Annotated in this window: 21 protein-coding genes; 16 read left to right on the forward strand and 5 right to left on the reverse strand. The window is 43.3% G+C overall.

Going from position 1 to position 19,262, the window contains the following annotated elements; all coding sequences use genetic code 11:
- The first annotated feature begins 148 nt into the window (after positions 1 to 148).
- The 6 genes from DC345_RS04180 to DC345_RS04205 all read left to right on the forward strand — a co-directional run bounded on the left by DC345_RS04180 (position 149) and on the right by DC345_RS04205 (position 4,882).
- On the forward strand, positions 149 to 757 hold the full coding sequence (locus DC345_RS04180; protein WP_113052024.1) for a hypothetical protein: 609 nt from the start codon (positions 149 to 151) through the stop codon (positions 755 to 757).
- A 34-nt stretch (positions 758 to 791) separates the two neighbouring features.
- Positions 792 to 1,445 carry a hypothetical protein gene (locus tag DC345_RS04185; protein ID WP_113052025.1) on the forward strand — a complete coding sequence of 218 codons (654 nt, stop codon included), beginning with the start codon at positions 792 to 794 and terminating at the stop codon, positions 1,443 to 1,445.
- Positions 1,442 to 1,999, forward strand: coding sequence for a hypothetical protein (locus DC345_RS04190; protein ID WP_113052026.1), 558 nt, complete (start codon positions 1,442 to 1,444; stop codon positions 1,997 to 1,999). The genes DC345_RS04185 and DC345_RS04190 overlap by 4 nt, the downstream gene beginning before the upstream one ends.
- 82 nt (positions 2,000 to 2,081) lie before the next feature.
- On the forward strand, positions 2,082 to 2,834 hold the full coding sequence (locus tag DC345_RS04195) for an SMI1/KNR4 family protein (RefSeq protein ID WP_113052027.1): 753 nt from the start codon (positions 2,082 to 2,084) through the stop codon (positions 2,832 to 2,834).
- 3 nt (positions 2,835 to 2,837) lie between these two features.
- The gene (locus DC345_RS04200; RefSeq protein WP_113052028.1) at positions 2,838 to 4,139 is read left to right on the forward strand and encodes a hypothetical protein; all 1,302 of its coding nucleotides are present in this window, start codon (positions 2,838 to 2,840) and stop codon (positions 4,137 to 4,139) included.
- A gap of 131 nt (positions 4,140 to 4,270) precedes the next feature.
- The gene (locus tag DC345_RS04205) at positions 4,271 to 4,882 is read left to right on the forward strand and encodes an SMI1/KNR4 family protein (RefSeq protein WP_258530550.1); all 612 of its coding nucleotides are present in this window, start codon (positions 4,271 to 4,273) and stop codon (positions 4,880 to 4,882) included.
- 97 nt (positions 4,883 to 4,979) lie between these two features.
- Here the strand turns inward: DC345_RS04205 and DC345_RS31450 are convergent, their stop codons facing one another.
- The gene (locus DC345_RS31450) at positions 4,980 to 5,282 is read right to left on the reverse strand and encodes a hypothetical protein (RefSeq protein ID WP_146752104.1); all 303 of its coding nucleotides are present in this window, start codon (positions 5,280 to 5,282) and stop codon (positions 4,980 to 4,982) included.
- A gap of 66 nt (positions 5,283 to 5,348) precedes the next feature.
- Here DC345_RS31450 and DC345_RS04210 point away from each other — a divergent pair, with 66 nt between their 5' ends.
- The 3 genes from DC345_RS04210 to DC345_RS04220 all read left to right on the forward strand — a co-directional run bounded on the left by DC345_RS04210 (position 5,349) and on the right by DC345_RS04220 (position 7,297).
- Positions 5,349 to 5,726 carry a hypothetical protein gene (locus DC345_RS04210; RefSeq protein WP_113052029.1) on the forward strand — a complete coding sequence of 126 codons (378 nt, stop codon included), beginning with the start codon at positions 5,349 to 5,351 and terminating at the stop codon, positions 5,724 to 5,726.
- Positions 5,727 to 5,779: 53 nt separating this feature from the next.
- Positions 5,780 to 6,391 carry a leucine-rich repeat domain-containing protein gene (locus tag DC345_RS04215; protein WP_146752105.1) on the forward strand — a complete coding sequence of 204 codons (612 nt, stop codon included), beginning with the start codon at positions 5,780 to 5,782 and terminating at the stop codon, positions 6,389 to 6,391.
- A 201-nt stretch (positions 6,392 to 6,592) separates the two neighbouring features.
- A complete protein-coding gene (locus tag DC345_RS04220; protein WP_113052031.1) occupies positions 6,593 to 7,297 on the forward strand; it encodes a cupin domain-containing protein in 705 nt (234 codons plus the stop codon).
- A gap of 109 nt (positions 7,298 to 7,406) precedes the next feature.
- On the opposite strand, the gene DC345_RS04225 is transcribed toward DC345_RS04220, so the two are convergent.
- Complete coding sequence (locus tag DC345_RS04225; RefSeq protein WP_113052032.1) at positions 7,407 to 8,453, reverse strand: aromatic ring-hydroxylating oxygenase subunit alpha; 1,047 nt, start codon at positions 8,451 to 8,453, stop codon at positions 7,407 to 7,409.
- Between the two features lie 362 nt (positions 8,454 to 8,815).
- Here DC345_RS04225 and DC345_RS04230 point away from each other — a divergent pair, with 362 nt between their 5' ends.
- Together DC345_RS04230 and DC345_RS04235 are read left to right on the forward strand one after the other, a co-directional pair.
- Positions 8,816 to 9,265, forward strand: a complete 450-nt coding sequence (locus DC345_RS04230; RefSeq protein ID WP_113052033.1) for a carboxymuconolactone decarboxylase family protein — start codon at positions 8,816 to 8,818, stop codon at positions 9,263 to 9,265.
- A 33-nt stretch (positions 9,266 to 9,298) separates the two neighbouring features.
- Entirely contained in the window at positions 9,299 to 10,225 is a 927-nt protein-coding gene (locus DC345_RS04235) for a sigma-70 family RNA polymerase sigma factor (protein WP_113052034.1), read from the forward strand.
- 146 nt (positions 10,226 to 10,371) lie between these two features.
- Here DC345_RS04235 and DC345_RS04240 read toward each other — a convergent pair whose 3' ends face one another.
- Positions 10,372 to 11,328, reverse strand: a complete 957-nt coding sequence (locus DC345_RS04240) for a hypothetical protein (RefSeq protein WP_113052035.1) — start codon at positions 11,326 to 11,328, stop codon at positions 10,372 to 10,374.
- A 216-nt stretch (positions 11,329 to 11,544) separates the two neighbouring features.
- Positions 11,545 to 12,171, reverse strand: coding sequence for a spore coat protein (locus DC345_RS04245; protein WP_258530563.1), 627 nt, complete (start codon positions 12,169 to 12,171; stop codon positions 11,545 to 11,547).
- A gap of 150 nt (positions 12,172 to 12,321) precedes the next feature.
- Here DC345_RS04245 and DC345_RS04250 point away from each other — a divergent pair, with 150 nt between their 5' ends.
- The 3 genes from DC345_RS04250 to DC345_RS04260 all read left to right on the forward strand — a co-directional run bounded on the left by DC345_RS04250 (position 12,322) and on the right by DC345_RS04260 (position 14,721).
- The gene (locus DC345_RS04250) at positions 12,322 to 12,855 is read left to right on the forward strand and encodes a hypothetical protein (RefSeq protein ID WP_113052037.1); all 534 of its coding nucleotides are present in this window, start codon (positions 12,322 to 12,324) and stop codon (positions 12,853 to 12,855) included.
- 34 nt (positions 12,856 to 12,889) lie between these two features.
- Positions 12,890 to 13,612, forward strand: a complete 723-nt coding sequence (locus DC345_RS04255; RefSeq protein WP_113052038.1) for a DUF1361 domain-containing protein — start codon at positions 12,890 to 12,892, stop codon at positions 13,610 to 13,612.
- An 80-nt stretch (positions 13,613 to 13,692) separates the two neighbouring features.
- Entirely contained in the window at positions 13,693 to 14,721 is a 1,029-nt protein-coding gene (locus DC345_RS04260; protein ID WP_113052039.1) for a serine hydrolase domain-containing protein, read from the forward strand.
- Between the two features lie 104 nt (positions 14,722 to 14,825).
- Here DC345_RS04260 and DC345_RS04265 read toward each other — a convergent pair whose 3' ends face one another.
- Positions 14,826 to 15,776, reverse strand: a complete 951-nt coding sequence (locus DC345_RS04265) for a serine hydrolase domain-containing protein (protein ID WP_397333629.1) — start codon at positions 15,774 to 15,776, stop codon at positions 14,826 to 14,828.
- Between the two features lie 376 nt (positions 15,777 to 16,152).
- Here DC345_RS04265 and DC345_RS04270 point away from each other — a divergent pair, with 376 nt between their 5' ends.
- Positions 16,153 to 18,459, forward strand: coding sequence for an ABC transporter permease (locus DC345_RS04270; protein ID WP_258530551.1), 2,307 nt, complete (start codon positions 16,153 to 16,155; stop codon positions 18,457 to 18,459).
- A 10-nt stretch (positions 18,460 to 18,469) separates the two neighbouring features.
- A complete protein-coding gene (locus tag DC345_RS04275) occupies positions 18,470 to 19,234 on the forward strand; it encodes an ABC transporter ATP-binding protein (RefSeq protein ID WP_113052042.1) in 765 nt (254 codons plus the stop codon).
- Positions 19,235 to 19,262 lie beyond the last annotated feature (28 nt).

The raw sequence follows: 19,262 nt of genomic DNA on the forward strand, positions 1-19,262 counted from the left end.
ATGATCTGGAGTAAGGTGCTCTTTTTTACGTTATGTTTTCTTGTGCTAATCCCTGGAGTTACATATAATTTTAGGTAGAACAACTGGGAAATGTTGAGTGATTGCTTTTAGCGATTGTCATCATGCAGGGAAAAGGCAGGGATTGAAAATGAAACGTTTCGAGGATGAAGGGGCTTATAAATACAGCTTCTACGCTGTTCTTCACCGGGGAGAGCAGATCGATGTGAAATGTAAACCATGCGGCGGGCACGCCTTTATTGTCACTGAAGAAGATCATCTAGCATGGAAATGTTCGCAATGTTACGCTCATGGAATTCAAGAGACAGAGTATCAGTACAATGCCAAGAGCAATTGCATCCGGTGTGAGCGCTGGTTCAATGTTGAAGTGACGGATGAGAAAAAGATAAATCACAAATCGTCACATATCGAATGCCCGCACTGCGGGACAATTAATGAGGTCGAATTACATAAAAAGCCAGCATACCGAGGGTATTATCCCGATATACGGGATGGGCGCGACCCTGTTTTTGATATGGAATTGTATTTTCTGGACGATGTCAGAGGTAAGGTGGTATGGGCTGTTAATCGGGAGCATTTAAACTATCTGATTTCATATATTTCGGCTGATTTGCGCGTGAAACCTGGAAATGCACCTTTAAAGACGGCTTCACATTCCATCCCCGCTTATATTAAGAACGCCAAGAACAGGGAGCTGGTTGTCCGCACATTGACCAAACTTCAGCATAAAACTGGATAAACCAGCAGAACGCGAGTCGTAAAGGAGGATGATCATGAAATTCCGTTTAAAGATTACGATATTTGCTGTGATAATAGGCGTATTACTCATTCCAACCTATTTCATTTTACAGACGTATGGTGTGTTTCAAAAAGAGAAGGTACTCTCTGATTATGCTCTTGCTGTCGACGTGAATGGCAAATCCTATGAAGCCTGGCCACTCATCAACAGTTTCGCTGCCATGGATAAAGAGGAGGACAACAGGCAGTTATATTATCGGGTAGATATGAATCATATTCAATATCTTTTTCACATCGCTTATCAGGAGTTTGATGTTCGACCGAATGAAGATAATCCCTATCTGGCGGGTACAGTAAGCTATCATTCCACACAAAATGAATATGTAAAATCCGAAAAGCAATATACCAATGCCAAAGATTTTACAACGGTGTTGAATTTTTATAATAAGGACAAAGAGGTGATTTATACTTATCAAAATACTGGAAAAGGCGATGGACAGCTGGTCCAATCCATCATTCATCAGGGGATGAGTCGTTCTAGCAATGGAGGCAGCGAAGCTGCTCGTGATCCTTATATCAACATTACGGCTTTGTTCCATGATAAGTTAGACATCGATGTGAAGTTGGAAGTGGATGAAGAACATAAAGTTGTAACCATTCGAATGAATAAAGCGGAGGCGAGATCATGAATTTATTTGGTGTACATAAAGGACCTACATATTTGGAAGGTTTGGTTCGGGAGATTTCAGATGCTCAGACTCATGAAATTGAATGGAAATGCAAGTTGCAAACGAGCGATGGTCATGACAAGTTCCATATCTTTTATTATGGTGACTTAACCGAAGATGATCTGATAACCTGGCATGATTCGACACCACTCATCGTATATGCGGAGCATACCTTAACAGGAGAGCGTTACTTACTCATAGATTCAGCCAAGCACGGTTATGATGCCATGTTGTGTGAGACATATCCGGAGGAAGAATTGAATAACAGGTCGCTACGCCCATACCTGGACGTCGAAGGAGAAGACATATTTGAAGTACAGTTATCTGCCTTTTACAACGTGCCGTGGGATGAAGAGTTCGGAGAAGATGTGGATGAAGACGGAACCTACGAATTAATTACGGGAGAGCGCATGGATTTTGAGCTGGTGAAACGTGATGGCTATGATGCATTTGCCATTAGCATTGTAAACCGCAAGGGTGTACTAACCGAGATTGTGCAGGAAGAACTGGCTTAGCTTTAACCTGTTTGAATTACGGACTGACTGAATGAAATGAAATGTCGTGATTGAACGAGACGATCGTAGGGAGATGTCGTGAATGTATATAGTAACTCGTGCGTTGAAGCCCGTACCGGCGAAGGAACTGGATCATTTTGAACAACAGCATTCCATCTCGTTACCTGCGTCATATCGCCTATGGCTGGAGCAATACGGGGAAGGAACATACACGGGCTGGATGAATGTACAGCGGCCGGATTATGAGGTATTGAAACCTTTTGCTGAATATGATTTTTGGATGCACACGGAGGATACACCGGTTACTCAGGTTCAGCTACAGGAGTGTATCAGTATCGGCAGTTCGGTGGATGGTGATTTCCTGGCCATTCATCCAGATGTGAAGGGGTTGTTATGGCTCCCTCGTCATGATGAGCATATTGTCCTGTGGACGTGCTCTGAAGCAGACTTTGGAGAGACTTTGGACCGGATCTATTGCGGATATTACCATCAGGATAAATCGCTGACTCCGGCGTATTTTGAACCCTGGAACGAAGTGCGAAACCACACGTTCTACCACTTGGTTAACGTTGAGCGGGAAGGCTCCATGAAAGAACTGGCCGATTTGTGTAAGAGTAAATTCAAGTGGGATGCAGTGATGGAAAATGAGTACACATGTAAGCTTTTTATGCTCTCCATGGGCGGATATTTACGTTTTAATTATGCGAATGGCAGAGAAATTGCCCTTTTCTACGAAGAGATGCATGGGACAGAAGGTGCGAGGGATCACGAACTGGATCAATTTTTGCGGGAACATCACTGTACAGTCATCAATAGAGGCGGAGTGGAGGAATAACAATTGAATTGGTTGAAAGAAAATATTGCAGAAACGTGGCGAAGTGAAGGCAAACGATACGCAAAAGATGTCAATGCATTTGTACGCAGAGGCATGGCAGGAGAGCAACAGGATGAATCGGAGCTTGCGGAGGATGCCAGAACGCAGATCAGCACTGAAGTGTGGGAGATGGTGAAGCAAGCCAATCTTCAAGGGGATTTGGAACGGCTCCGGCTTGAACTGCCTGCTGCAACATGGCCAATGAACGAACATTTTCAATCTGCCATGCAGGCCGTTCGGGTAGTAGGTTATCTGAACACAGAAACAATAGTATTCACAACTGGCACCTTCACGGAGAATGGCTGTGTATATACGGCTGATCCAAACGGATGTTTGCCATTCTCTCATTATTCCTTCGCAGGTTGTTCGTCAGACGGTGTAGATTATGCGCTGGCCGGATCGGATGGTATTCGCATCATCAGACAACCAGATCGTCAACTGGAAGGAAAAGAGCTTGCGGTGTATCGCTGGGAAGATATTCAATCCAGTATTCAGAAGGCTTTGCCACGCATTGAATCCCTTGCTGACTGTGAGCATCCGGAACGTACACTTGAAGGACTTATTCCATTCAATGATGGGAGATCCGTTCTTATCTTCTCCAATTATGGAATCTACCTGGTGGAGCAAGATCAGGTATCCCTGCTGCACCCGGATCTTGCAGAGATCGAAGAATACGAGTTGGAAGATACACAGATTGATATGGGTCATGCAGCAGTCTCACGTGACGGCCGCTGGATTGCCTACGGCAGCCAGGTGAGCAACCATATGGTTCTGGATCGAGAACAGAATAAGACGTATTCGCTTTATCCTGAATCCAGCTATCCTCATTATGCGGTATTCACCGCAGACAGCTTGAAGGTATGGTTTAATGCCTGTCATTTTTATAATGGCGCTACAATACAAGTTCAGCTGGAAATGATCGATGGTAATGAGAGTAAGGAAGATTGGCCAGTAATGGATGAGAATGCCCGTGTTTACGCTGCAGTAGAATTGGATGCAGGTATAGTGCTTGGTGACGCGTACGGCTATTTATATTGTGTGAATGGTGATGGGCAGGAAGTGTGGAGACATTTTGTAGGCAGCACCATCTATTCCTTGGCGAGCTCTCCTGACCAGTCCAAACTTGCGGTGGGTACGTTCGGTGGCATGCTGCATATTCTCGATCTGCACTCTGATCAGATGGATGAGTATGCCATAGGCACAGGCACCCTCCGTGAAATTGAGCGCTTCGTGTTATGGCGTGGAGATGAACCTTTACGTTGGTGAACACCAATGATCGAAGATTGGGTAAGGTACTATGGTCCTGATCGAAGGCGTAGGGGAAGAAGAGGCGTTCTGGGGATATCAGGAGTATGTGCGGGAACGGGTAGAACCGAGTTGAAAAGGGAGGCATGTGTATGACATCTGAGATGAACGCGAAATGGAATGATTTGTTTAATGCGTTGAATGAGCTCCTGAACGAAAAAATTCAAGATGATGAAATTCGGCAGTTATACGAGGGATATCTGCATCGGGAGGGTGTCTCCGAGCACAGCCTAACCGCATTAGAAACGGAGTATGGCGTCCGGTTGCCGGAGGATTTTCGTACCTTCTATAAGCTTAAGGATGGCAGTGGTTATGCATTTCATATCTTGTATCCGGGTGATGCGGAAGCAGAGGAATGTAATCCCTTTTATCTAATGTCATTGAAGGAAATTCAGGAAACCAAACAATACTTCTGTGAAGTGGATGAGAAGTTGGACGAGTATTATTCTGCGGAAGAGATTAGCAAACTGGACCCGGAGATTAAACCCTATTTATTCCATAAAGCGTGGATTCCTTTTGCAACGTTGGCAGGAGGCTCCCTGTATTTAATGCTTGATTTTGATCCGACAGAGAAAGGAACCTACGGGCAAGTGATTATGTATGTGCATGATCCGGACTTTGTCTATTATGTGTCTGAGACGTTCACTGATTTGCTGGAAGTGTCCAACCGTAATCTGAAGATTATGGATGAGATTGAGTATTGAGCAGGTTGAATCTGTTCAACAGAAGCACATTATTGGATGTATTAAAAGAAAGTTAAACAAAGACAGGAGCTGCCCGTGCAGCTCCTGCATTGCTATTTTACCATTCGAAGAAACGATGGCCGTGGAAACCTCCTCCATGCGGTCCACCAGGACCCCCGGGTCCTCCATGCGGTCCGCCCGGATAACCGCCTCCAGGGAATGGACCGTGTGGACCTCCCGGGTAACCGCCATGCCATCCTGGGCCTCCGATATGTCCGATGGGGAAGGGCAGCGGAAACGGTACGATGGGTGGATAGGGATATGGATAAGGGTAGGGGTATGGATAGGGTGGGGGTGGATAATAAGGGTAAGGATAACCCGCTGTTGGGGGGATAGAAACTGGACCAGGTCCGTATGCCATGATGCATGCCTCCAGTGTTTAATTGATGATATTAGCCTATGCTGCGATGCAATGGAGTGATACAGGATGGGATTAGAACGTGGTAAGGGTGAAAGGGGATATGATTTGGTAGCTGTATCGTTTCATACTGATCCAAGAGGCTCTGCCTATGAACAGTTAATTGATGAGTTGATTGAGAAAACAAATCGTTTTTTGCTGGTGGACAGACGAAGGTACAATGACGACGAAGTACCAGGGGTTTCAAAAGTATTGCGGAAACTGAAGCCTTACCTTATTGAAAGCTGCACGATGGAAGAAATGATGATGCAAAGTGGTGCCATGTATTCAAAGGGAGTTTATTACATATATCGCTGCACACCGGAATCAGGGCAGATCCTTAAGGAAGTAGCAAATCGTTTTCAAGACTGGTTTATCCATTATTGCCGGATGATCTTTGTTTTTTGAAAGAGGATGGAAGTGATTATTTCTTCTCCGTGGTACATGAGGAGATTTACGGAATGAAGATTACGCAAGCAGAAGCAATTGAGCTGATGGAGCGGATACCTGGCTTGTTTTTTAGGCTGGACAGGCATCGTGAATTTGAACGTTATCTGGACGATGCAATCAGACATCAGACGGATGTTCTCCAGATCAGCTCCTATCATCTGACCGAGATTCCTGAACGAATTCGTGAATTGACACATGTGAAGAAACTTGAGATTTTTGAGCAGGATATATTTAGGCTTCCTCCGGCTTTGTTTGAACTGAAAACGCTGAAAGAACTGGAGATTATGACGGCGGATCTGGAAGGCATTCAGAAGGGGATCAGCCAACTAAAGCAGTTACAAAGGCTCACAGTTTGTTGTGGAAGTTCGCATCATGTGGTGCCGGGGTGGAGACCGAAGCCCAAGTCAGAGCTCTGTTTTGATTCCCTTCCTGAGGAAATCGGAGAACTGACTGAATTAGTGAGTTTAAACATTAGTTATTCTGGCATACGCGAGCTTCCTCCTGAGCTGGAGAGGCTGGAAAAGCTGCGTTATCTGGGTGTGACGAATAGCTTAATTGAAGAGACTCCTGAATTTGTGTCACGGATGACTTGGTTGCAGCATGTGGACTTGTCCAGTACATGAATAGGCATCAGTTCGGAAGAGATTTTGCCAAAAAAAGATGATGAATAACAACAAACCAATCCTGACCAGGCTTCCTGTGTCAGGATTGGTTTGTTCTGTAAATGTATCTTCCTCAGAAATGGGCTCACGCGTAGAAGCCCAGAGCATATGCTGGCGTATAGGTTATCACCTAAACCGAGAGCGAAGGGCAGGCGTTTTATTTTGGCAACTTCCTATATGGACTATACCTTACCAACCACTCAATTTACATTTGATGTGAACCAGAATCCTTTCTTCAAAAAAGACGGAAACAACTATATTAACTTTCTCTCCATTCATCAATTAAACACATTGGGAAACGTATCCTTGTTGGACATTTTTCTTAGCACAGGTAATGTGGTTGAACCTCATATTCATCAGAATGCATCCGAGCTGGTGTATTGCATCAGTGGTTCCGCCGTCGTTTCCCTCATCAATCCGTTTACTAATGAGTTGTTAAACTTTACGATTACCCCGGGGCAAGTAGCGAATGTTCCGCAAGGCTGGTGGCACTATGAAATTGCAACAGTAGATCAGACCCATCTGCTGGCTATTTTCGATGCGCCTGTTCCTGAAGCTATATTTGGTTCGGATATTTTACGACTGACACCTGCGAGTGTTCTGGCCCATACGTATTGTTTAGATGAGAACAAGGTGAAGGAAACGCTTGCTCCAATTCAAAAAACGGTAATCGTTGGTCCGCCTGTGGACTGTGTTACTCAAGTTTCCCCGGCTTCTAATATGCCGCACCCAAATAGCCAGCCTAACGCGCAACCGTATGTAAATCGCCTTCCATATTGGGGAACATGGGTTGATCCCCGTATTATTCATGAACCTGGCTGTCCGTATTATACAGAACCTCCTGTGAACACGAATAATCAAGGGTAAGTCATAGATGTAAGGCTTATTATAAGCGGGGGTAATCCCAATACATGTAGCAATTATAGAAAAAGAAGCGTTCATAGGAACGCTTCTTTTTTGTTCATTTGTTTTCAATTTATGATGTGTAATTTCGTCCCAAACCGAGTTCTGTCAATAACTGACGATAAGCGATAGAGGTACGGTCTGCGGGAATGTGCGCTTCTGCATGTAGATCCAGTGGCAAATCCTCTGGCTTTTGTGATTCCACCATTTCCCGATCTTCTTCAAATACTTGCAAATTAAACTTAATTGTATCTTCAATCGGAGCATCCTTGTCAAAGTTACGGGTAATCGGACAGAATAACCTTGTAAAACGTGCTGAGATGGGAGAGGCGCAGTTCAGAATATTCAGCTTGTCGTTCTCTGGGAAGTGAACCGTAAGTGATGCGGCGAAGGGAGGAAATACGCGGAATTCACGCAGCCACTGAAAACCCTCGGGTGCTACATTATCCTGTCCTTTACCATAGTTGCTAACAGAACTCCAGTATTCAGCGAGCAGTTCATTGCCTTCGCGTTTTACTTTGTACTGTGGAACTTCCGTGTTGTTTCGGTCCCCGAACGTCTCGGTGTGTACGTAGGCAAAATGGGAAACATCGAGAAATCCTTCCATTTGACGTCCAGCAGAACCTGCGATATCAAAGTTTGGGGGGAGGATATTAATATAATCTGGATCATCCCATCCCGGGAATGCAGGAATCTGCTCGTCGGTACCCGCAAGTGAAGTCCAGATCAGGCCATATCGTTCAACCGCAGGATATACGATAAGTTTCAGTTTGGGAGAGATTTTGGAGGCGGGGTGTGCAGGTACGGCGGTACATTTACCCTCACAGTTGTAACGGAAACCATGATACGGGCACACAATTTCCCCATCTTCTACCCAACCTTTACTGAGCGGAGCGCCACGGTGAAAACAAAGATCCTTGGCAACTACTACTTTGTCATTGCTGCGATACAGGACCAAGCGGACATCAAGCAATTGGGCGGCCAGTGGTTTATCTGTCACTTCACTTACCTGGGCAATCGGATACCAATATTGAGATAATACATGCCAGTCTTCAGCGGAGAACGTGCAGCCGCGAGGCAGTTCGGAAGTAAGTTGAGAATTAGAATTAGAAGTTATCATGGAAGTCACTCCTTGCTAGGATAATGATTCGTTCATTTTTTTTCGTGTCAGGAAAGTTTACTTAGTAGCCGTATGTTACTACTTTTTTATTTTGCGTATCAATATGTATAAGAATTATTTGTTCAAAATTACAAACAACACATCAAACAGCTAACATAAATACTGAAAACCCTGTTTATACATAACGCCTTAGGTGAACTATATTCATGTCGGGCAAGCTCCACGCAGATTAATAAACTTATAACGTTTTCAAGCTAAATCTGTGTCTGAATATGCGTTAGAAATTTTTTTATAGATAAATGTCACAAATGTGAGCCTTGGTTTGTCTTAAGGTTGTAGACCAAAATACGGAGGCGAATGCAATGAGTTTAAGAGTGAATTATAGAGTGGCTAACCAGGGTGCTTTCAAAGCAATGATGGCATTGGAGCAGCACATTTCAGGTCAGTTTGAAGACAAACCGTTATATGAGCTGCTGAAAATCCGAGTATCCCAAATCAATGGTTGTGCGTTCTGTCTTGATATGCATGCCAAGGATCTCTTGAAGCTTGGAGATTATGCCGATCACATTTTGCTGCTGAGCGTGTGGCGCGAGGTGCCTTTGTTTACGGAAAAGGAACGTGTTATGCTGGAGCTGGCTGAGGCCGTAACACTTATCTCGAAACAAGGGGTACCACTTGAATTGTATGAAAAAGTTAGAGAATATTTCAGTGAGGCCGAAGTGGTGGATCTGATTATGGCGATCAACACGATTAATAGCTGGAACCGGATTGCCATTACAACAGGGATGTATCCAGGCTGCTTTAATAAGTAAACATTCGACCATCTGCCAGAGGAGGCCATTCTCATGAAATTCAATCCCCTCACCAATGAGCCGGAAGTGTCTTCTCTGGAAGTTGGTGAATTGTATATTCGTTACAAAGCCTATGCCTTTTCCATTGCTTACCGCATGCTTGGCAGTGTTGTGGAAGCTGAAGATATTGTGCAGGATTGTTTTGCAGAGCTTCAGAGCAAGTCTCTTGATGATATCCGTAATGCCAAGTCCTATATTGCTAAACTAATCGTAAACCGGAGTCTGAATCTGCTAAACTCTGCCCGCAATCAAAGGGAAAGTTATGTTGGAGAATGGCTTCCGGAGCCGATGAGTTATGGCGAAATGGGAAACATTCCGGAAGAAACCGTGCAGCAGAAGGAGATGATCTCCTATGCTTATCTGGTTATGCTGGAACAGCTTTCCCCGATAGAGCGTGCCGTTTTTGTACTTCGTGAGGCTTTCCGGTATGAATATACGGAAATAGCGGATTGGCTGGGCAAATCGGAGAGCAACTGTCGTCAGATCTTTAGTCGGGCCAGACGCAAGCTTCCCGATAGACTTCCGCTGGTGGAACAGAGTTCTGCGGATTTTGCTGCAAAAGAGCAATTGCTGGCTCGTTTTACAACCGCTTTTCTAAATTATGATGTCTCCGAGATGCTTGAGCTGCTTGCCGAACAACCCGTTTTTACGGCAGATGGTGGTGGACGTGTGCATACGGTCATGAGAACGATGAGAGTTCGTAAAGGTGTGCTCGCTTTGTTGACCTCTCGCCGAGTGCTTACCCGATTGCGAGAACGAGAGTGGGTGCCCACATTGATCAACGGAGAGCAGCACTTTGCGTTACTGGAAAACGGACAGTTGTCTGAAGTTCTGTGTTTGGAACTGGACACTCTTGGAGAGCGAATTGAGGGGGTCTATCTCGTTGTGAATCCAGACAAACTTACATCGGTATCGAGATAATACTTTTCTGAATGGAATAAGAAGCGCTCAAGGCATGCTAAAGCGGCACATCCTGTAAAGAGGAGTACCGCTTCTTTTTTAGGTTCGAAACTGTAGTTAATTTTATTGTGAACTAACAACATCCATTTTGGACCGGTTATTATTTATTAATCATTGGCAAACAGGCTCTCAACGTGGTCAGTGATTTCTTTGATTTCTGGGGTAAGTTCGTCGTTACTCTTATCGAGAAGATGCAAAATCTTATCCACTGTATCCAGAAGTACACTCTTCGTGTTAGGCTTCCTATTTGCCACAGCCTTTTCATATGCTTTTTTCACTTCTGGATCGAGAGTACGAATTTCTTCTTCCGTGTACCAGTCATAGGCGGGAGAGTTATCGCTTCCATAAAACAGGTATCCAACGTACAGTGAATTCTTGACTGCTGACGCACGATTTGAGCTTGGAAAGTTATTCAGGAAAGCTTCCTTCTCTAGAGTACGCCGGATGAGTTCATCCCAGGTTATGATAAAGGCCGCATCGGAAGTCGTGGCCTGGTTGGATTCCGCTGCCATAATATCAATATAAGCAATAATGTCAGGTTTCACGTAGGGCTGAAACTTTTTGTACACCTCATAATTGATGATGGGATAGTATAGACCTTCACTGGTTTCCAGTTTGAATCCCAGATCGGAAGCTTCCTGCAAGAGCTTGCGAACCGTCGGATCTTTAATCACTTTGAGCAGACTGCTATATGTAAGCTTTTGTTCATAACCTATGTTGGTATGGGCTTCATAGATAACGTTTTGAAACAGTTCCGTATACATTTTTTGATCCAAGTCAGCCAGTCTGATCTTTTGCAAATTCTCCAGTTGAAGGGTCATCAAGGTGGCCTGCCAAGGCCCGACTTCATCGATATGATTCAATAGATATTTACGTGCCTGAACCAGGCTGGGCGTGGATTTCACTGCATTTTTTGAATACATTTGAAATTGATGATATACGGCTTTGGAAGCTGGGACAGGTGCAGCCAGTGTAGTTTGGGATGTTATCAGAGTTGCACAGATGGCGGTAAAGCTTAATGTAATGGCTAGAAAACCAAGTTTAATCGATGGATTCAACCGCATTCAAAAACCTCCCATGTTACATAATGAGTAGTTGTGACCACATTCTGATTAAACCAGTTTCTGGTAATCGAATCAAGATTGAATTACTTAAAAATAGAATGTGTTATTCAAGATATGTTGCACACATGAGATGATTCTGGAAATAACAAAGAACAGCATCTTTCAACCTTGAGTGGGTTGAAGATACTGTTCTTTGTTGATCAGGCTTATATTAGATTAATGCAGAGGTGGTTTATTGTTCTGTGGCATCTGAGGGGCTCCATTTGCTGGAACGTATGCCTGAAGCATCTGTGTAGTATCATTTGCATTTAGCTGAGGCACTTGATAATAGGCGTGTTGATTTTGATACATAAAAATTTCGTAAGCCATCTCGATAAACTGTTGAACCTGCGACGCGATGACCCGGCGTACGGCTCCATTCGTAATTTCAGGTGCAGACATAGCCAGCAAAGAGGCGTGAGACTTAATTAACCCCAGCATATGACCGCTGATTCCAGCATCTTTGACATCGGTGAGGGATTGATTTGGCTTTTTTGGTGCGGACGGTTTGAGGCCATATACAGGCGGAACGATATTTGGGATCATGTAAGTTGCTGTCTCCTGATGAGGCTTATGTCCAGTTGAAAAACATTCTGCAGTCAGATTGTATTGAGATAACATGAAGTTGTACTGACGATCAAGAATATTAAGAAGTTCGGTATCTTGTACAAACGTTCTGAAGATCATGTATTGATCCAATACATTGATGGCTCCTGACAAAATTTCATGCATATCAAACATTTCATGCCCCCCATGGTTCAAGTGGAGTGTGAAGTCTGAATTTGGTTTGTTAGCAGGTTGCATTCGGTTAGGAGGCTGCATTGAATTTGGATTCATTGTGAATTTGATTCTCCTTTGGGAAATGGTATGATCCTATTATGATCTTCAACAGTAAATTTATGTAATGTGTGATGGTTATAAGCGAAAAATAGAGACAGGTATGGTGGTGGTTGGATGGAAACCGACTGGAGTGTTCCCAAAGCGTTATTCGTTAAACATTATGGGAGCGCTGTTCAGATGCATCGTGGTGGTGTTTATACAGAATATAAGCAATGGGATGTGCCGCAAGAGCTGGAGCAGACATGGATGGAAGAAAGAATAGGTCAGTTAACCTCTGAATTATCCATCATGAACTGGGACGCGGTTGATGAGCTTACGTCGATTGCCAGATATCATGCAAATCCTCTTATTATTGCTGCAGTCACAGCATTCGCATCAAGACAACTGACGAGTGCGGACAGTGTGGTGCGTCTAGTGTATGCGGAACATCTGATTGAGTTGATCAAGCGATATGAATCGATTATTCGGGTGGATAAGTTGCGTGAAACCTATCAACTGACAATGAACTTGTTGGAAGATGTAGTAACGAATCCGTTGGTGCTTGATTCAGGACATGAACTACAGCAATATGGGTTGAAGGATAAACGTGGACTGAATCTGCGTGTGGAAAAGAACAAGGAAGAGATTATCCGTTATTTTCGGAACTGAATGTATTTCATTGGATCAAGTGAGGTAAATATCATTGAGAAAACTGAATTATATCAAAATATTTATTTTCCTTAGTGTGGTCACAGTGGTGACCCTAGGTTTGTATTACGCGGCTGCGGATTGGCTGGATCAGCGCTATTTTCGCTTCCTTATCTGGAATTTGTTTTTGGGCTGGATTCCTTTTGTATTCTCATATGTGGCCTATGGTTTTAGCCATGTTAAATGGAAAGGGGCATCATGGTTTGCCGTTGCAAGCGGACTGCTCTGGTTATTGTTCTTCCCAAACTCTTCCTACATTGTAACGGATCTTGTTCATCTGACTGCACGCAGTTCCCGCTATTATGGCGGAGCCAATGGATTGGATTACAAGTACTGGTATGACTTAATTGTGGTCTTGATGTTCGTTTGGACGGGATTATTGCTAGGTTTCCTTTCGATGTATCAGCTTCAGGAAGTGATCCATCACAAACTGGGACGATGGTTTTCATGGATCTTTGTGCTAGGGGGTTGTGCACTGGGGAGTTACGGTGTTCTGCTAGGACGTGTATATCGTTTGAACAGCTGGGATGCCTTAACCAATCGCGAGACGCTGGTTGAACTTATGCATGAGAGTGTAAGTCGTCCATCGCTGGCTTTCTGTATGTTCTTTGGCACGTTTATACTTACGATCTACGCAACGCTTTATTATTTAATAAATACACATCGTAGGAAGGCGGAGCTGGGAAGTTCCGAGGCGGATCTGCAAGGCTTGCGGTAATGGACGTTTAAATTGGATAATAACGTGATTGAATAGCATCTGAGCATGGAAATTATTAGAAGAAGTTAGGTGAACGATAAATGAAGCGTATAACGGATCTGACACGCAGAATAACAGAAGTGATGGAGAATGTTGATTTTTCGGGCGTAGTTTTGATAAAACAAAACGAGCATACCCTATTAAGTACAACTCGTGCATATGCCAATCGAAGTGATGAACGTTTGAATCAGCCAGATACACGGTTTGGCATTGCATCTGGATGCAAAATTTTTACGGCAGTGAGTATATGCCAATTGATTGAACAAGGAAAAATATCGTATGATTCCAGATTGGCAGATGTCTTGAGCATTAAGTTTCCTTTATGGGATCAAGGAGTCACAATTCAGCAGCTGTTAACACACACCTCAGGTATCCCGGACTATTTTGATGAAGAAGTGATGGAGGATTTCGCTGAGTTGTGGAAGGAACGGCCCGTCTATTCAATGCGCAAATTGAATGATTTTCTGTCGATGTTTCAGCATCAGCCCATGAAATCTGCTCCGGGTGAACGGTTCCATTATAATAATGCTGCATTTATCGTATTGGGCCTCATTGTTGAAGAGCACACGGGGCAGTCGTTTACGGATTATGTAGAACAATATATTTTCAAAAAGTGCGGCATGTCGGATTCGGGTTATTTTGAGACAGATCGTCTTCCCCGTAATACTGCGATCGGATATATGGATCAGGAGGACGACTCGTGGACAAGTAACATTTTTTCCATTCCTGTTAAGGGTGGGGCTGATGGTGGAGCTTATACAACAGCGCCGGATATGATTCGTTTTTGGAATGCGTTATTCAGAAATGAACTGTTGGGTAAAGAAACAACAGCAAAGTTAATCACGCCATATGTCCATGAGGATGATGAAACCTATTATGGGCAGGGGATCTGGATTGATCGGAGAGGGGGAGAGTTATTTAAATATCATGTGATGGGTTTCGATCCTGGTGTGTCGTTCATGTCTTCTGTATATCCAGATCACAACGTGCAGGTTGTTGTTCTCTCCAACAAAGATTCTGGTCCTTATCACATAACAAAGGCTGTGGAAGAGGCTTTGGTGAGACCTTAGCTGAGGATTGATGTTAAAAAGTAATTGAATAACCCTATAGTTACCGGTGAATGCCGGGTAAGCTATGGGGTTATTTTGTATGTTTCACAACTCAAAGAGAAGTTTTATAAGAGTTTCGCCAATTGAGGTGCAATCTGTTTGGGGAATACATCCAGCGGAGGTTTTTCCTTCTTTCGTTTGTCATTGGTGAGCACGACAACGAGTTCCAAAGCCGGGACGATATATACAAATTGTCCGCCAAATCCACGGGCGTAATAATAGTGAAGTATGGAAGTGGGCTGTTCTGTAAACTTAGCTTCTGCAGTTTCGTTAGTATAAGCATCCACCCACCAATGCCAAGCGTAACTACCATGATTGGGTGGAGTAACCGTAATGGCAGGTTTTGTAGAGCGGCTAACATGATCACTCGAAATCATCGACTGCCCGTTCCACATGCCCTGCTGCAAAAACAGTTGTCCGAATTTCAGCAAATCCTCCGGCAACAGCTTTAAGCCAAAACCCCCGGTATGTACACCCTGTGGGTCGCTTTCCCATTCGTACTGTTGGATTCCCAAGGGGCCAAACAGATAACGTTCCGCAAACTCGGCTACGGATATACCTGTACTTTGCATGAGGATGGCAGACAGTATCTGTGATACCCCTGAATTGTATTCCATATATGTACCTGGTACATGACTTAAGCGCTGCTCCAACGCAAAATTCACCCAGTGATCTGTACGAGTCATACGCGGAAAAGAATTCTGTCCTCCGAATTCGTCCCAGTTAAATCCGGCCGTCATGGTTAATAACTGCTCTAACGTAATCTCCGATTTACGTGGGTCAGGATCTGACACCAGTTGCGGGAAAAAGGTGGAGATTGGAGTAGACGCTTCGGGCAGCCATCCGTGATCCATCGCAATACAGATGAGTGCGGACAGCACACTTTTGGTACATGAATTGATTTTGGCAATATGGGTGCCTGCTTCTTGATTGCGGTAGTGCTCGTATATGATCTCACCACGCATGCTAACTAAACAACTGCGCAGATCCAGTGGCGGGATGATTTGATGCAACATGGATGGTATGGATGAAGGATTCATAGTTTCCTTTCTTATTGGGGAATTATCCCATAAATTGAGTGTTCATTAGAAAAGGTTTGGATCATTATCTTAGCATATGAATAAATAAGTTCTCAATTCATTCTCATCAGACTTCGGGATTAGTAAGAACTGGACCGCAGACTGATTCTGTAGTTCATATTTATTGATACAATCGGGATACAAAATAAATGGGGTTATTTTACAGGAAATGAGGAACATGAGCTTTGGTCCATAGGGTTTGACATATCGGTAAACGTAATTACATAAAGTGTACCTGATTATTCCAAAGTAGTGTTCCATACAAAGGAGCTAGTGGTTATTCATGCTATTACGTATGTTGAAAAATGATCTTATGAGGAAAAAAGGAATCAACATCGCTCTATTTGTTTTTATTTTACTGGCGGCTTTACTTGTTTCTTCAGGTACACGAATGATTATGGAGTTAACAAGTTCAATTCACTATTTATTTACAGAATCCAAGACACCTCATGTTGTGCAAATGCATGCAGGTAAATTGGATAAAATGAAGGTGAATGAATGGGCACAGGCCAATGAGATGGTAGATAAACACCAGATCGTAGAAATGATTAATATAGACGGTGCTCATTTGTTTTTTGGAGCGGAGGCGGAGAAAAACAGCATTATGGATCTTGATTTTGTTGTACAAAATCAGGATTTTGATTTTCTGCTGAATCTGGATAGTGAGATTGTGCGGGTGAATGATGGAGAAATTGCGGTTCCCGTTTATTACTTGCAGCAGAAGAAATTGAGCATTGGTGACCGTATTCATATTAAAGATGGTTCTTTCAGCAGAACATACAAGATCGTGGAATTTGTACGTGATGCTCAAATGAATCCATCGATCATTCACTCCAAACGTTTTGTCATCAGTCAGGCTGAATTCCAAACCTTGAAGCAAAATACGGGAGAGTCGGAGTATCTGATTGAATTTCGTCTTAGAGATTCCAAGATGATCAGCGACTTTACCCAAGCCTATCAAAATACGAGTTTGCCAAACGCTGGTCCTGTGGTGAACTACAATCTGTTTCAGTTGTTGAATGCATTGACTGATGGGGTAGTCGCAGCTGTAGTCATTCTGGTCAGTTTGATCTTGATTGTGATCGCTGTACTCTGCATTCGTTTCACCATGCTCGCCACCATTGAAGAAGATTATCGAGAGATTAGCGTCATGAAAGCTATTGGCATATCCGAGAATGATATTAAGAAACTCTACTTGAGCAAATATGTTGTTATGGCAGGATTGGGCTCCATCGCTGGCTTTCTTGCATCACTATGGGTTAACCGTTTGTTCATGTCCAATATGATGCTCTATATGGGGGAAGCTCCCAAAACATGGTTGCACTACGGCATAACCTTGTTTGCTGCTGTCTTCATTTTTGCCATCGTTGTATTTTTCTGCAACCGTGTACTTCGACGTTTTAATCACATTTCAGTCGTTAAAGCATTACGTTCGGGCAGTATGGGTGAGACAAAAATAAGTCAAAACACACTAAACTTGTCCCAAAATCGGTGGTTATCGGTTCCAGTTTTTCTGGGTTTAAGAGAAGTCATCCAACGAATGAAAATGTTCCGTTTGCTGTTGTTTGTATTTATTATAAGTTCATTTATTATGATCGTACCTATAAATTTCCTCCATACGTTACAAGCTCCTAGCTTCATTTCTTACATGGGTGTAGGTCAAAGTGATATGCGTATTGATCTAAGGCACTCTGAAGATATCGAACAGCGTTACGCTGAATTAATTGATTATGTTCAAAAGGATAAGAACGTACTTCGATACTCACCTCTTGTCACAAGCCAATTCAAAGTGTTGAACAGTGAAGGTAGCTACGATCATTTAAGCGTAGAGACAGGTGACTTTGATGTTTTTCCTTTGTCTTACGTAAACGGCGCGGCACCGAAAAATGAAAATGAAATTGCTTTGTCTGATGCGAACAGTAGTGACATGGAGAAGAAGAAGGGAGATACCTTGGTACTAATCGTAAATGGACAGGAAAAAACAATGACCGTCAGTGGTGTATATCAGGATGTGACCAATGGTGGAAAGACTGCAAAAGCACGGCTGCCTTATAACAAAGATCGTGTGCTCTGGTATGTCGTAAGTCTTGATTTAAAAGATGACGGTAGTAAAATCTCAGATAAAATTGCGGAATATGAGCAGGCGTTCTCACCTGCAAAGGTGACTGATTTAAAAGGTTACTTATATCAAACGCTTGGAGGAACAATTCATCAGCTTAAGTTGGTTACGGTGTTGGCGTTTATTGTGGCAGTATTGGTTACTATCCTGATCACTTCATTATTCTTGAAAATGCTCGTCACAAAGGATAGCGGTGATATCGCGGTTTTCAGAAGTTTGGGATTTGCCATCTCCACTATTAAATTCAAATATGTATCGATGTCCCTTATTGTTTTGGGTGTAGGGGTCCTTGTAGGAACCATATTATCCAATACGGCAGGCGAGTGGCTGATCAGTACAATAATGGCTTCTTTCGGAGCGTCCCATATGGTCTTTGTCATTGACCCGTTACAAGCGTACGTACTTTGTCCGCTGCTGCTGGCAGCAAGTATTGTCTGTACCGCTCTTATCAGTATTCAATCTATCAAAGAATCCAGCATTTCCAAAATGATTGTCGAATAGGGGGATGACCATGACTACGATCCTGGAAGCCAAAAACGTGAACAAATCGTACAGTACTGGTGAGCGTGAGAAACATCCTATTTTGAAGGATATTAATTTTCAATTGAAGAAGGGCGAATTTGTCTGCATTATGGGCCCGTCGGGATCAGGAAAATCAACCTTGCTATACAATGTCAGCGGCATGGATCAAGTAAGTAGCGGAAGTGTTTATTTTGGTGGAAAGAAAATTTCGGATCTATCGGAGAAAGAATTGGCACAGCTTCGCTTGAACAAGATGGGATTTATATTTCAGAACATCCATCTGTTGAAAAATCTGAATCTACTCGACAATATCATTCTGTCTGCTTATCAGGCCAAAAAAAGCAGTAGGGATTCCATTAATACACGAGCACACAATTTAATGAAAAAAATGGGGATTAATGAACTGGCCAACCACAATATCACTCAAGCATCGGGTGGACAATTGCAACGGATTGCTATCTGTAGGGCATTGATCAATCAGCCTGATATTCTGTTTGGTGACGAACCCACAGGGGCACTGAATTCACGTTCAACCAATGAAATTATGGATATTCTCTTAGACATTAATGCTTCTGGAACAACTATATTAATCGTTACTCATGACGTCAAAGTCGCAGCTCGATCTGAACGGGTTTTATTCATGATAGACGGTAAACTGGTGGCAGATCGCAACATGGGCAAGTTTAACAAACAGCATGACCTTAAAGCGAGAGAGAGCAGCTTGGGTAAGTGGCTAACGGATCACGGGTTCTAACACGGTTAATTGGAGAGGGGTTTATCCA

Source organism: Paenibacillus taichungensis (assembly GCF_003287275.1).
Classification (GTDB): domain Bacteria; phylum Bacillota; class Bacilli; order Paenibacillales; family Paenibacillaceae; genus Paenibacillus; species Paenibacillus taichungensis_A.

Coding starts and splice junctions, on each gene's coding strand:
- DC345_RS04240 (WP_113052035.1), bottom strand. CDS start 11,328: ATGCGGTTGAATCCATCGATTAAACTTGGTTTTCTAGCCATTACATTA.
- DC345_RS04250 (WP_113052037.1), top strand. CDS start 12,322: ATGGAAACCGACTGGAGTGTTCCCAAAGCGTTATTCGTTAAACATTAT.
- DC345_RS04270 (WP_258530551.1), top strand. CDS start 16,153: ATGAGGAAAAAAGGAATCAACATCGCTCTATTTGTTTTTATTTTACTG.
- DC345_RS04245 (WP_258530563.1), bottom strand. CDS start 12,171: ATGCAACCTGCTAACAAACCAAATTCAGACTTCACACTCCACTTGAAC.
- DC345_RS04225 (WP_113052032.1), bottom strand. CDS start 8,453: ATGATAACTTCTAATTCTAATTCTCAACTTACTTCCGAACTGCCTCGC.
- DC345_RS04205 (WP_258530550.1), top strand. CDS start 4,271: ATGACATCTGAGATGAACGCGAAATGGAATGATTTGTTTAATGCGTTG.
- DC345_RS04215 (WP_146752105.1), top strand. CDS start 5,780: ATGAAGATTACGCAAGCAGAAGCAATTGAGCTGATGGAGCGGATACCT.
- DC345_RS04235 (WP_113052034.1), top strand. CDS start 9,299: ATGAAATTCAATCCCCTCACCAATGAGCCGGAAGTGTCTTCTCTGGAA.
- DC345_RS04185 (WP_113052025.1), top strand. CDS start 792: ATGAAATTCCGTTTAAAGATTACGATATTTGCTGTGATAATAGGCGTA.
- DC345_RS04180 (WP_113052024.1), top strand. CDS start 149: ATGAAACGTTTCGAGGATGAAGGGGCTTATAAATACAGCTTCTACGCT.
- DC345_RS04230 (WP_113052033.1), top strand. CDS start 8,816: ATGAGTTTAAGAGTGAATTATAGAGTGGCTAACCAGGGTGCTTTCAAA.
- DC345_RS04190 (WP_113052026.1), top strand. CDS start 1,442: ATGAATTTATTTGGTGTACATAAAGGACCTACATATTTGGAAGGTTTG.
- DC345_RS31450 (WP_146752104.1), bottom strand. CDS start 5,282: ATGGCATACGGACCTGGTCCAGTTTCTATCCCCCCAACAGCGGGTTAT.
- DC345_RS04210 (WP_113052029.1), top strand. CDS start 5,349: ATGGGATTAGAACGTGGTAAGGGTGAAAGGGGATATGATTTGGTAGCT.
- DC345_RS04260 (WP_113052039.1), top strand. CDS start 13,693: ATGAAGCGTATAACGGATCTGACACGCAGAATAACAGAAGTGATGGAG.
- DC345_RS04265 (WP_397333629.1), bottom strand. CDS start 15,776: ATGTTGCATCAAATCATCCCGCCACTGGATCTGCGCAGTTGTTTAGTT.
- DC345_RS04275 (WP_113052042.1), top strand. CDS start 18,470: ATGACTACGATCCTGGAAGCCAAAAACGTGAACAAATCGTACAGTACT.
- DC345_RS04195 (WP_113052027.1), top strand. CDS start 2,082: ATGTATATAGTAACTCGTGCGTTGAAGCCCGTACCGGCGAAGGAACTG.